The sequence below is a fragment of the Nocardia sp. NPDC056611 genome (genome assembly GCF_042792755.1).
Lineage (GTDB): Bacteria > Actinomycetota > Actinomycetes > Mycobacteriales > Mycobacteriaceae > Nocardia.
In genome coordinates, this window is record NZ_JBHTVV010000001.1 from 192,584 (window position 1) to 205,984 (window position 13,401).

General features: G+C 66.5%; 7 protein-coding genes. All 7 read left to right on the plus strand.

Annotated features, from left to right (window positions below; genetic code table 11):
- Window positions 1-2: 2 nt before the first annotated feature.
- The 7 genes from ACFRAQ_RS01035 (at window position 3) to ACFRAQ_RS01065 (ending at window position 13,309) form a co-directional block, all read left to right on the plus strand.
- Window positions 3-1,262 carry an MCE family protein gene (locus ACFRAQ_RS01035; protein WP_379092351.1) on the plus strand — a complete coding sequence of 420 codons (1,260 nt, stop codon included), beginning with the start codon at window positions 3-5 and terminating at the stop codon, window positions 1,260-1,262.
- Window positions 1,259-2,485: an MCE family protein gene (locus tag ACFRAQ_RS01040; RefSeq protein ID WP_379092354.1), complete on the plus strand. Its 1,227-nt coding sequence runs from the start codon at window positions 1,259-1,261 to the stop codon at window positions 2,483-2,485. Before ACFRAQ_RS01035 ends, ACFRAQ_RS01040 begins: the two co-directional genes overlap by 4 nt.
- Window positions 2,482-3,726 carry an MCE family protein gene (locus ACFRAQ_RS01045; RefSeq protein ID WP_379092357.1) on the plus strand — a complete coding sequence of 415 codons (1,245 nt, stop codon included), beginning with the start codon at window positions 2,482-2,484 and terminating at the stop codon, window positions 3,724-3,726. Before ACFRAQ_RS01040 ends, ACFRAQ_RS01045 begins: the two co-directional genes overlap by 4 nt.
- A gap of 29 nt (window positions 3,727-3,755) precedes the next feature.
- The gene (locus ACFRAQ_RS01050; RefSeq protein ID WP_357281770.1) at window positions 3,756-4,430 is read left to right on the plus strand and encodes a hypothetical protein; all 675 of its coding nucleotides are present in this window, start codon (window positions 3,756-3,758) and stop codon (window positions 4,428-4,430) included.
- A gap of 12 nt (window positions 4,431-4,442) precedes the next feature.
- A complete protein-coding gene (locus tag ACFRAQ_RS01055; RefSeq protein WP_379092360.1) occupies window positions 4,443-5,186 on the plus strand; it encodes a hypothetical protein in 744 nt (247 codons plus the stop codon).
- A gap of 577 nt (window positions 5,187-5,763) precedes the next feature.
- On the plus strand, window positions 5,764-9,252 hold the full coding sequence (locus tag ACFRAQ_RS01060) for a DNA-directed RNA polymerase subunit beta (RefSeq protein ID WP_379092363.1): 3,489 nt from the start codon (window positions 5,764-5,766) through the stop codon (window positions 9,250-9,252).
- A gap of 103 nt (window positions 9,253-9,355) precedes the next feature.
- The gene (locus ACFRAQ_RS01065; protein ID WP_379092366.1) at window positions 9,356-13,309 is read left to right on the plus strand and encodes a DNA-directed RNA polymerase subunit beta'; all 3,954 of its coding nucleotides are present in this window, start codon (window positions 9,356-9,358) and stop codon (window positions 13,307-13,309) included.
- Window positions 13,310-13,401 lie beyond the last annotated feature (92 nt).

Sequence of the window (13,401 nt, forward strand, 5' to 3'; positions counted from 1 at the left end):
TCGTGGCGAAGAATCCGCTGACCGCGTTGAGCGGCACCAGCCGTAAGAACAAGATCATCGCCCTGGTGGCCGTCCTGGCGGTCGCACTCGCGGGCGTCGCGTGGTGGAGCTACGACCGGCTCGAAACCACCAAGATCACCGCGTATTTCGACAAGTCGATCGGCATCTACAAGGGCTCCGACGTCCGGGTCCTGGGCGTGCCGGTGGGCCACGTGGACTCGGTGACCCCCAAGGGCGACGTGGTCGAGGTCGTCATGAAGGTCGACCGCAAGTACGACATCCCCGCCGACGCCAAGGCCGCCCAGATCACCCCCTCGGTGGTGTCGGACCGGTACATCCAGCTCGCGCCCGCCTACAAGGGCGGACCCAAGATGGGCCGCAACGCCACCATCCCCAAGGAGCGCACCGCGACCCCGGTCGAGGTGGACCGCCTCTACAAGAGCATCACCGAACTGTCCGAGGCGCTCGGCCCCAACGGCGCCAACAAGGACGGCGCGCTGAACCAGCTGGCCCGCACCGGCGCCGAGAACCTGGCCGGCAACGGTGACGCGCTGGGCAACAGCTTCACCCAGCTCTCCAGGGCCGCGCACGCGCTCTCCGACTCGCGCACCGACATCTTCGACACGGTCAAGAACCTGCAGACCTTCGTGCAGACCCTGGCCGACAACGACGCGCAGGTCCGGACCTTCAACACCCAGCTGGCCTCGCTGGCCGGGTTCCTGTCCGACGAGCGCCAAACCCTCGGCGACGCGCTGAGCCTGCTCTCGGTCGCGCTCGGCGACGTGGCCCGGTTCATCGACAACAACCGGGAACTGGTGCAGTCCAACGCGGACGCGCTGACCAAGGTCACCCAGACCCTCGCCGATCAGCGCGACGATCTGGCCAAGGCGCTGCCGCTCATCCCGACCGCGCTGAGCAACCTGATCAACGTGCACAACGGTGAGACCGGCACGCTCGACATGCGCCCCAACTTCACCGACCTGCAGGACCCGTTCGGCGTCGTCTGCAAGATGCTGGACCTGGGCAAGCTGCGTCCCGGCGACCCCAAGTTCGAGGCCATCTCGCGGCAGCTCGGCCCGATCCTGAACAACTGCAAGCTGATCACCGACCAGCTCACCGCGGGCGTGAAGACGCCATCGCTGGTGCTGCCCTTCGGCATCCTCAGCGGCGAGAACGAACAGCGCAACGCGGTGCCCGGCTCGGTGCCCGGCAATCCGTCCGACCAGCTGCCGCCGTCGCAGCAGGAAGGTGGACAGCGATGAGCGCCAACCGGATCCGGCGCGCGGCGCTGGTCGCCACCTCGCTCGGCGCGGTGACGCTGGTGGCGGCGGGCTGTGGCGCGGAGAGTATTCCGCTGCCCGGCGGCCCGAACATCGGCAAGCATCCGCTGCACCTCGACATCCGCTTCGCCGACGTGCTGGACCTGGTCCCGCAGTCCACGGTGAAGGTGGACGGCGTGGCCGTGGGCCGGGTCGACAAGATCCGCATCGCCCCCGACAACGCGTGGGAAGCCAGCGTGCAGGTGCTGGTCAACGATGACGTCAACCTGCCCGCCAATGCCCGGGCCGAGGTCAAGCAGACCAACCTGCTGGGCGAGAAGTACATCGAGCTGTCCGCGCCCGCCAAGGACGCCGACTCCGCGCGCCTGAAGGACGGGGCTCGCATCCCCGTCGAGAACACCCGCACCGCCACCGAGGTGGAGCAGGTGCTCGGCGCGCTGTCGCTGCTGCTCAACGGCGGCGGCGTGGCGCAGCTGCAGCCGATCATCGTGGAGCTCAACAAGACTCTGGACGGCCGCGAGGGCAAGGTTCGGGACCTGTTGAACCAGGCCAACACTCTGATCAAGGGCCTCGACGACCAGGTCGGCAACATCACCCGCGCGCTGGACAGCCTGAACACGCTGAGCAGCCGGGTGAGCACCCAGACCACCCAGATCACCAAGATCCTCGACGAGCTGCCCGCGGGCATCAAGATCCTCAATGAGCAACGGCCGCAACTGATCCAGCTGCTGACCCAGCTGGACCGGGTCGGCCAGGCCGGGATCGACGTGCTGGACAAGTCCAAGGAGAACCTGATCACCGACCTGTCCTCGCTGCGGCCCACGCTGCAGGCGCTGGGCGCGTCGGCCGGTGACCTGGTGACCGCGTTCCCGCTCATCCCCACCTATCCGTTCCCGGACGAGGCCATCAAGTCCGCGTTCGGCGGCCAGGTCAACACCTGGCTCTCGGTGGACCTGCAGATCGGCGGCCTGCTGTCGAATCTCGGTGTGGGCAAGCCGGATCCGCAGTACTTGCCGCCCGCGGGCCGCCAGGTCAACGTGGATCCGACCAACCCGTACTACAACGGCAACGGGCCGCGCGGCGGCTGGCCGACCGTCTCGCTGCTGCCCCTGCCGCCCACCGTGGCGCGGCCCACCGGGCAGCCGGGACCGACCGATCCGCTCGGATCGATCCTCGAGCAGCTGGGAGTGGGTGGTCCGCGATGACTCGTCTGGTGCGTAATCAGCTGATCGCCTTCGCGATCATCGCCGTGCTCGGCGTCGTCTTCGTCGGGGCCAAATACGTGCGGCTGGACAATATGCTCGGCTTCGGGCTGTACAAGGTGAAGGTGCAGGCCACCGAGACCGGCAACCTGTCCAAGGGCGCGGAGGTCACCTACCGCGGCGTCCCCGTCGGCCGGGTCGGCGACCTCGACATCACCCCCGACGGCGTGCTCATCACCCTGGAGATGAACTCCTCCAAGCCCAAGGTCCCCGCCAACGCCAAGGCCGTGGTCGCCGACCGCTCCGCCATCGGCGAACAGTTCGTGGACCTGCTGCCCTCCAGCGACGGCGGGCCGTACCTGAAGGACGGCTCGGTCATCACCGGCGCGCAGCTGCCCATCCACGTGGAGGACCTGCTCACCAGCGTCGACACCTTCGCCGGCACCACAGACCTGAAGGCGTTGTCCACCACCATCACCGAGCTCGGCAAGGCCTTCGACGGCAAGGGCGACGACCTCAAGATCCTGATCGACTCGCTCAACAAGTTCACCGCCACCGCGAGCGGCGACAACCTGCAGCAGACCCTGGCCCTGATCCGGTCCGCCCACACCGTGCTGGGCACTCAGGCCGAACAGTCCCCGGCGATCCTGCAGTTCAGCGACGGCCTCGACAAGCTCACCGCGCAGCTGAAGTCCAGCGACCCGGACGTCCGCCGCCTCATCGGCACCGGCACCGACGCGGGCTCCTCGATCAACCGCCTGCTGCAGGAGAGCGGTCCGGCCCTCACCAAGGACCTCACCAACCTGCGGGTCCTGTTGCAGGCCATCTCGCCGAAGTTCTACGCCATCGGCCCGGTGCTGGCCATGCTGCCGCTGCTGCCGCTCGGCGGCTCCTCCACCGCGCCCGGTGACGGCACCACCCACTTCGGCCTGGTGCTCGAGACCAACAACCCGCCCGCCTGCACGGTGGGATACGAAGGCACGCAACGGATTCTGGACCAGATGAAGGCCCAGAACCCCAACTTCGACGACACCCGCGACGACTTCCCGCTCAACACCGCGGCCACCTGTGCGGTGCCGCAGGGCAGCGAGACCGCCGTGCGCGGCGGGGCCCGCGCCGAACTGGCCGACCCCAATGTCGCGCAGCCGTGGGACGACAAGCCCAAGTACGACCCGGAGAAGCTCAACCTGAACCCGGTGGCCACCCAGCTGTCCACCCTCATGGGCATCACTCCCAAGCACTGACCGGCAGGAGAGGAAAGTATGGTGGCGGCGTGAGCCAGGACAAGGACAGCGAATCGGGGGCGAACCTCGAGAAGCCGGCGGTCGAGCCGGTTCCCGACACGACCCCGGACGCGTCCCAGGCCGACGCCGTCACCACCGAACCTCGCGATCCGCGCACCCTGGCCCGGATCGGCGCGGCCGGTCTGCTGGCGGTCTCGGTCGTCGCCGCCGCTGTCATCGGGTTCCTGTGGATCGGGGACAGCAAGGACGAGTCCCGGGCCGAGGCCCGCGACGCCGCCCTCACCGATGCCCGCCAGGCCGCGGTCAACCTCATGTCGATCAATCCCGACGACATCGACGGGTCGCTGGCGAACATCCGGTCATCGATGACGGGGGACCTGCTGAAGCAGCAGGAGGACGGGCAGGAACAGCTCAAGCAGACCGCCCAGGAGTCCAAAACCCGGATCGAGTCCGCGGTCGAGGGCATCACGCTCACCTCGCTCAACAGTGAACGCGACCACGCCTCGGCCTTCGCGGTCCTGAAGATCACCCGCAGCTGGCCCGGCGGCCAGCCCGCCTCCTTCCGCCAGCTGTGGACCCTCGACCTGGTCAAGCAGGGCAGCACCTGGAAGGCCGAGAAGGCGCAGAACCTGGGCGAACCGGTGCCGCTGGGCTCCGGACAGCCCGCCCAGCAGCCGACCACGGCGCCCAAGCCGGGCAACTAGGAGGGAGTGACCATGGCCAACCGGAAACGACCCGTCAATCGCGTCACCCCGCGCCGCCCGGCCGCCCAGCGCGGCACCGCGTCGCGGACCACCGCCGCGGACGTGAGCGCCCGGTCCACCACCGAGCGTTCCGAGAACACCGCCTCGCGCGCCACCCCGCGCGGTCGGGTCCGGGCCGGTATCCGCGGCCGGGGCCCGGCCAAAGACCGTGCCTCGCAACAGTATTCCAAGCTGACCGGACAGGGCGGGTTTTGGCCCAACTGGGGCATCGCGACCGTCTGCGCGGCGCTGTCGGCCCTGCTGCTGGCCTTCGCGATCGTGGGTGCGGTGAACCACTGGGTGAGCAAGCCCAACTCCGGCTCCGGCAATCTCGCCTACGTCGACAACGCGGCCACCGATGAGGTCAAGGCCGCCGCCGACCACGCGCTGACCACGCTCTACGGCTACAAGGCCGCCGAGATCGACAAGTGGAAGGGTTCGGTCAACTCGGTCCTCACCGAGAAGATGCAGAAGGACTTCGCCAAGTTCGTCGACACCACGGTCGACACCATCAAGCAGACTCAGACCGACACCACGGTCAAGACCGACCCGATCGGCGTGACGCTGCTCACCGGCGACCGGGCCGAGCTGCTGGTGAATCTGAACATCTCCGCCGTCAAGGACGGCAAGCCCGAGCCCCTCGCGTCGGGCCCGATCGTGCTGCGGATGCAGAAGACCGACGGCCACTGGCTGGCCTCGGAGATCACCGACAAGTAGGCCGTGGAGATCCCCGGCGGGAGTCGGGGATCACCGGTAAGTCGGTCGTCACATCGCCTGCTCGCCGCCGTCTTTCCGGCATTGCGCGACGTCGGAGGGTGATCTTGCTCTGCGACAGGCGATCTCGCGTTTTGTCAACTCGGCCCGCCACTTGACGACTTTCGTCCTAGCCGTCACGCTATTCACAACAGCGGCGGCTGTCACAGGAGACAACTCGCCGGCGTGGGCACTGTGAACGCAGCCAGCGGACTCTGAGGCCCGGCCGGACACTTGTGAAGACCGCCACTCGGCTGTGGCGGTATCGGCGATCTGAACGCCGGGAATATCGACACAGACACACCGGGGCGAAGTTGACGCCCACGGATCGCCACGGGTGGTACTTTGACACCCCCGTAGGTTTGGGTGTAGTTTTGGACGTTGCGCTGGCTGCCTCCTGTCCATACCTCGATCGCATCACGAAAGTTTCGCCTTCCGGTGTTACTTCCGCTGTCTGCTGTTCGGGTTTCGTTCGGGTCGTAACCAGCGGAATTCGTAGCAGACAAGCGACGGTCGCGGACCACCACGCGACGCGCGTTAGGTGCTGGAAGGACGCATCTTGGCAGTCTCCACCCAGACCAAGGCCGGTATCCCCGGAGCCCCGAAGCGGGTGTCTTTCGCGAAGATTCGTGAACCCCTGGAGGTTCCCGGACTTCTCGATCTACAAACCGAATCGTTCGCCTGGCTGGTCGGTTCAGCAGACTGGCGTGAGCGTGCCACCGCGCGCGGCGACGTCACCAACCCCACCGGGGGCCTCGAGGAGGTGCTCGAGGAGCTGTCTCCGATCGAGGACTTCTCCGGCTCCATGTCGCTGTCCTTCTCCGACCCGCGCTTCGAAGAGGTCAAGGCCTCCATCGAGGAGTGCAAGGACAAGGACATGACCTATGCGGCTCCGCTGTTCGTGACCGCGGAGTTCATCAACAACAACACCGGTGAGATCAAGTCTCAGACGGTCTTCATGGGTGACTTCCCGATGATGACCGACAAGGGCACGTTCATCATCAACGGCACCGAGCGCGTCGTCGTGTCGCAGCTCGTCCGTTCGCCGGGTGTGTACTTCGACTCCTCCATCGACAAGTCGACCGAGAAGACGCTGCACTCCGTGCGCGTCATCCCGTCGCGCGGCGCGTGGCTGGAGTTCGACGTCGACAAGCGCGACACCGTCGGTGTCCGCATCGACCGCAAGCGTCGTCAGCCGGTCACCGTGCTGCTCAAGGCGCTGGGTCTGACCACCGAGGAGATCACCGAGCGCTTCGGTTTCTCCGAGATCATGATGTCCACCCTCGAGAAGGACTCCACCCCGGGTCAGGACGAGGCGCTGCTCGACATCTACCGCAAGCTGCGTCCGGGCGAGCCGCCGACCAAGGAGTCCGCGCAGACCCTGCTGGAGAACCTGTTCTTCAAGGAGAAGCGCTACGACCTGGCGCGCGTCGGTCGCTACAAGATCAACAAGAAGCTGGGCCTGAACCTGGACCAGCCGGTCACCGGCTCGACGCTGACCAAGGAAGACATCGTCGCGACGATCGAGTACCTGGTCCGTCTGCACCAGGGCGATCGCCTCATGACCGCCCCCGGCGGCTCCGAGGTCCCGGTCGACGTCGACGACATCGACCACTTCGGCAACCGTCGTCTGCGGACGGTTGGCGAGCTGATCCAGAACCAGATCCGCGTGGGTCTCTCGCGTATGGAGCGTGTCGTGCGTGAGCGCATGACCACCCAGGACGTCGAGGCCATCACCCCGCAGACCCTGATCAACATCCGTCCCGTCGTGGCGGCGATCAAGGAGTTCTTCGGCACCTCGCAGCTGTCGCAGTTCATGGACCAGAACAACCCGCTCTCGGGTCTGACCCACAAGCGTCGTCTGTCGGCGCTGGGCCCGGGTGGTCTGTCCCGTGAGCGCGCCGGCCTGGAAGTCCGTGACGTCCACCCGTCGCACTACGGCCGCATGTGCCCGATCGAGACTCCGGAAGGCCCGAACATCGGCCTGATCGGTTCGCTCTCGGTCTACGCGCGGGTCAACCCGTTCGGTTTCATCGAGACCCCGTACCGCAAGGTCATCGACGGCCGCGTCACCGATGAGGTCAAGTACCTCACCGCCGACGAAGAGGACCGCCACATCCGCGCCCAGGCGAACTCGCCGGTCGACGCGGACGGCCGCTTCCTCGAGGACCGCGTCCTCGCCCGCCACGGCAACGAGGAAATGGAATACGTCGACGCCAGCGCGGTCGACTACATGGATGTCTCGCCGCGCCAGATGGTGTCGGTCGCGACCGCCATGATCCCGTTCCTCGAGCACGACGACGCCAACCGTGCCCTCATGGGCGCGAACATGCAGCGTCAGGCCGTGCCGCTGATCCGTTCCGAGTCGCCGCTGGTCGGCACCGGTATGGAGCTGCGTGCCGCGGTCGACGCCGGTGACGTGGTCGTGAACCAGAAGGCCGGCGTGGTGGAAGAGGTCTCGGCCGACTTCATCACCGTCATGCACGACGACGGCACCCGTCGTTCGTACCGCCTGCGCAAGTTCGAGCGTTCCAACCAGGGCACCTGCGCCAACCAGCGTCCGATCGTGGACGAGGGCACCCGCGTGGAGGCCGGGCACGTGCTCGCCGACGGTCCGTGCACCGAGAACGGTGAGATGGCCCTGGGCAAGAACCTGCTCGTGGCGATCATGCCGTGGGAAGGCCACAACTACGAGGACGCGATCATCCTGTCGCAGCGCCTCGTGGAGGACGACGTGCTCACCTCGATCCACATCGAGGAGCACGAGATCGACGCTCGCGACACCAAGCTCGGCGCCGAGGAGATCACCCGGGACATCCCGAACGTCTCCGACGAGGTCCTGGCGGACCTGGACGAGCGTGGCATCGTGCGCATCGGCGCGGAGGTCCGCGACGGCGACATCCTGGTCGGCAAGGTCACCCCGAAGGGTGAGACCGAGCTGACCCCCGAGGAGCGCCTGCTGCGCGCCATCTTCGGTGAGAAGGCCCGCGAGGTCCGCGACACCTCCCTGAAGGTGCCCCACGGTGAGTCCGGCAAGGTCATCGGCGTGCGCGTGTTCTCGCGTGACGACGACGACGATCTGCCCCCGGGCGTCAACGAGCTGGTCCGCGTCTACGTCGCGCAGAAGCGCAAGATCCAGGACGGCGACAAGCTCGCCGGTCGCCACGGCAACAAGGGCGTCATCGGCAAGATCCTCCCGCAGGAGGACATGCCGTTCCTGCCCGACGGCACCCCGGTCGACATCATCCTGAACACCCACGGTGTGCCGCGTCGTATGAACATCGGTCAGGTGCTGGAAACCCACCTGGGTTACATCGCCAAGACCGGTTGGCAGGTCGAGGGTTCTCCCGATTGGGCGAAGAACCTGCCGGCCGAGATGATCGGTCAGCCCGCCGACACGAACATCGCCACCCCGGTGTTCGACGGTGCGCGCGAGGAGGAGCTGACCGGCCTGCTCGGTTCGACTCTGCCGAACCGCGACGGCGAGAAGATGATCAACGACGACGGCAAGGCGATCCTGCTGGACGGCCGCTCCGGTGAGCCGTTCCCGTACCCGGTGTCCGTCGGCTACATGTACATCCTGAAGCTGCACCACCTGGTGGACGACAAGATCCACGCGCGTTCGACCGGTCCGTACTCGATGATCACGCAGCAGCCGCTGGGTGGTAAGGCGCAGTTCGGTGGTCAGCGCTTCGGTGAAATGGAATGTTGGGCCATGCAGGCGTACGGCGCGGCCTACACCCTGCAGGAGCTGCTCACCATCAAGTCGGACGACGTGGTCGGCCGCGTGAAGGTGTACGAGGCGATCGTCAAGGGCGAGAACATTCCGGAGCCGGGTATCCCGGAGTCGTTCAAGGTTCTGCTCAAGGAACTCCAGTCGCTCTGCCTCAACGTGGAGGTGCTGTCCTCGGACGGCGCCGCCATCGAGATGCGGGACGGCGACGACGAGGACCTGGAGCGCGCCGCGGCGAACCTGGGTATCAACCTGTCCCGCAACGAGGCTGCGACGGTCGACGACCTGGCGCAGTGAGCGAACGGTCCGGGAAGGCCGATCGGATTCGAGAAGCCTTCCCGGGCAACGGATTTAGCGAACTTTTGCTCATACTCAACCCGAACAGGGGAAAGGAAGTTACGTGCTAGACGTCAACTTCTTCGATGAACTCCGGATCGGCCTGGCGACCGCCGAAGACATTCGTAACTGGTCTTTCGGTGAGGTCAAGAAGCCGGAGACCATCAACTACCGCACGCTGAAGCCGGAGAAGGACGGCCTCTTCTGCGAGAAGATCTTCGGTCCCACCCGGGACTGGGAGTGCTACTGCGGTAAGTACAAGCGCGTCCGCTTCAAGGGCATCATCTGCGAGCGCTGTGGTGTCGAGGTGACTCGCGCCAAGGTGCGTCGTGAGCGCATGGGCCACATCGAGCTGGCCGCTCCGGTCACCCACATCTGGTACTTCAAGGGTGTCCCGTCGCGTCTGGGCTACCTGCTCGACCTCGCGCCGAAGGATCTGGAAAAGATCATCTACTTCGCCGCGTACGTCATCACCTCGGTGGACGACGAGCTGCGTCACAACGAGCTCTCCACGCTCGAGGCGGAGATGGAGGTCGAGAAGAAGACCGTCGCCGACCAGCGTGACGCCGACCTCGAGGCCCGCGCCCAGAAGCTGGAAGCCGACCTGGCCGAGCTGGAGGCCGAGGGCGCCAAGTCCGACGTCCGCCGCAAGGTCAAGGACGGCGGCGAGCGCGAGATGCGTCAGCTGCGCGACCGCGCCCAGCGTGAGCTGGACCGGCTCGACGAGATCTGGACCACCTTCACCAAGCTGGCCAAGAAGCAGCTGATCATCGACGAGGTGATCTACCGCGAGCTGCAGGACCGCTACGGCGAGTACTTCACCGGCGCCATGGGCGCCGAGGCGATCCAGAAGCTCATGGAGACCTTCGACATCGCCGCGGAGGCCGAGAACCTGCGCGAGACCATCCGGACGGGCAAGGGCCAGAAGAAGCTTCGCGCCCTGAAGCGTCTGAAGGTCGTGGCCGCGTTCCAGACCAACGGCAACTCGCCGATGGGCATGGTCCTCGACGCCGTTCCGGTGATCCCGCCGGAGCTGCGCCCGATGGTGCAGCTGGACGGTGGCCGCTTCGCGACCTCCGACCTGAACGACCTGTACCGCCGCGTCATCAACCGCAACAACCGTTTGAAGCGACTGATCGATCTGGGTGCGCCCGAGATCATCGTGAACAACGAGAAGCGCATGCTTCAGGAGTCGGTGGACGCGCTGTTCGACAACGGCCGTCGTGGCCGTCCGGTCACCGGTCCGGGTAACCGCCCGCTGAAGTCCCTGAGCGATCTGCTCAAGGGCAAGCAGGGTCGTTTCCGTCAGAACCTGCTCGGTAAGCGTGTCGACTACTCCGGCCGTTCGGTCATCGTGGTCGGTCCGCAGCTGAAGCTGCACCAGTGCGGTCTGCCCAAGCTGATGGCGCTCGAGCTGTTCAAGCCGTTCGTCATGAAGCGTCTGGTCGACCTGAACCACGCGCAGAACATCAAGTCCGCCAAGCGGATGGTCGAGCGTCAGCGTCCCCAGGTGTGGGATGTCCTCGAAGAGGTCATCTCCGAGCACCCGGTGCTGCTGAACCGTGCGCCCACCCTGCACCGCCTGGGTATCCAGGCCTTCGAGCCGCTGCTGGTCGAAGGTAAGGCCATCCAGCTGCACCCGCTCGTGTGTGAGGCGTTCAACGCCGACTTCGACGGTGACCAGATGGCCGTGCACCTCCCGCTGTCCGCGGAGGCGCAGGCCGAGGCCCGCATCCTGATGCTGTCCTCGAACAACATCCTGTCGCCGGCCTCGGGTCGTCCGCTCGCCATGCCGCGTCTGGACATGGTGACCGGCCTGTTCTACCTGACCCGTCTGGAAGAGGGCGCGGTCGGCGAGTACCGGGCCGCCACCAAGGACGAGGCCGAGTTCGGCGTCTACTCCTCGCCCGCCGAGGCGCAGATGGCCGTGGACCGCGGCGACCTGACCGTGCGTTCGCTGATCAAGGTCCGCCTGACCGATCAGCGTCCGCCGAAGGATGTCGAGGCCGAGCTGTTCCCGGACGGCTGGCAGCGTGGCGACGCGTGGACCTGCAAGACCACCCTGGGTCGCGTGCTCTTCAACGATCTGCTCCCGGCGGACTACGCGTTCATCGACGAGCCGATGCCGAAGAAGCGGCAGGCGGCGATCATCAACGATCTCGCCGAGCGCTACCCGATGATCGTGGTCGCGCAGACCGTCGACAAGCTCAAGGACGCCGGCTTCTACTGGGCCACGCGTTCGGGTGTCACCGTCTCCATGTCGGACGTGCTCGTTCCGCCGGAGAAGGCGGAGATCATGGCGCGCTACGACGCGCAGGCCGACCAGATCGAGAAGAAGTACCAGCGTGGTGCTCTCGACCACCAGGAGCGCAACAACGCCCTGGTCAAGATCTGGCAGGAAGCGACCGAAGAGGTCGGTAAGGCGCTGCGTGCGCACTACCCGGCCGACAACCCGATCATCACGATCGTCGACTCGGGCGCCACGGGTAACTTCACCCAGACTCGTACCCTCGCGGGCATGAAGGGTCTGGTGACCAACCCGAAGGGTGAGTTCATCCCGCAGCCGATCAAGTCCTCCTTCCGTGAGGGTCTGACGGTTCTGGAGTACTTCATCAACACCCACGGTGCGCGAAAGGGTCTGGCCGACACCGCGCTTCGTACCGCCGACTCGGGTTACCTGACCCGTCGTCTGGTGGACGTGTCGCAGGACGTCATCGTGCGCGAGACCGACTGTGGCACCGAGCGCGGCATCGTGGTGCCGATCGCGGAGAAGCAGGCCGACGGCTCCGTCATCCGTGACGCGCACGTCGAGACCAGCACCTACGCTCGCACCCTGGCGACCGACGCGATCGACGCCAACGGCAATGTCGTCGTCGAGAAGGGCCACGACCTGGGCGATCCCGCCCTGGAGGCGCTGCTCGAGGCCGGCATCACCGAGGTGAAGGTCCGCTCCGTGCTGACCTGCACCACCGGCACCGGCGTCTGCGCCACCTGCTACGGCCGCTCGATGGCGACCGGCAAGCTGGTGGACATCGGTGAGGCCGTCGGTATCGTCGCCGCCCAGTCCATCGGTGAGCCCGGTACCCAGCTGACCATGCGTACCTTCCACCAGGGTGGTGTCGCGGGTGACGACATCACGGGTGGTCTGCCCCGTGTGCAGGAGCTCTTCGAGGCTCGTGTGCCCAAGGGCAAGGCCCCCATCGCCGAGGTGTCGGGTCGCGTGCGGCTCGAGGACGACGACCGCTTCTACAAGATCACGATCATCCCGGACGACGGGTCGGACGAGGTCCTGTACGACAAGCTGTCGAAGCGTCAGCGTCTGCGGGTGTTCAAGCACGAGGACGGCTCCGAGCGTCTCCTGGCCGACGGTGACCACGTCGAGGTCGGTCAGCAGCTGCTCGAGGGCTCGGCCGATCCGCACGAGGTGCTGCGCGTGATGGGCCCGCGTCAGGTGCAGGTCCACCTGGTCCACGAGGTCCAGGAGGTGTACCGCTCGCAGGGTGTGTCCATCCACGACAAGCACATCGAGGTGATCGTCCGCCAGATGCTGCGCCGCGTCACCATCATCGATTCGGGTGCGACCGAGTTCCTCCCGGGTTCGCTGGTGGAGCGCGCCGAGTTCGAGTCCGCCAACCGCCGCGTGGTCGCGGAGGGTGGCGAGCCCGCCTCGGGTCGTCCGGTGCTCATGGGTATCACCAAGGCGTCGCTCGCGACCGATTCGTGGCTGTCGGCGGCCTCCTTCCAGGAGACCACCCGCGTGCTCACGGACGCCGCGATCAACTGCCGCTCCGACAAGCTGATCGGCCTGAAGGAGAACGTGATCATCGGTAAGCTGATCCCGGCCGGTACCGGTATCAACCGCTACCGCAACATCCAGGTGCAGCCGACCGAAGAGGCCCGCCAGGCGGCGTACGCTGTCCCGTCCTACGACGACAGCTACTACAGCCCGGACGGCTTCGGCACCTCCACCGGTGCCGCGGTTCCGCTGGACGACTACGGCTTCAGCGATTACCGCTAAGCGTGTAGCCAGGCAATAGGATTCGGCCCCCGCTCCCTGTCGGAGCGGGGGCCGAACTCTTTTCCCGCTCGAGCGCGGTGCGCGGGTCTATG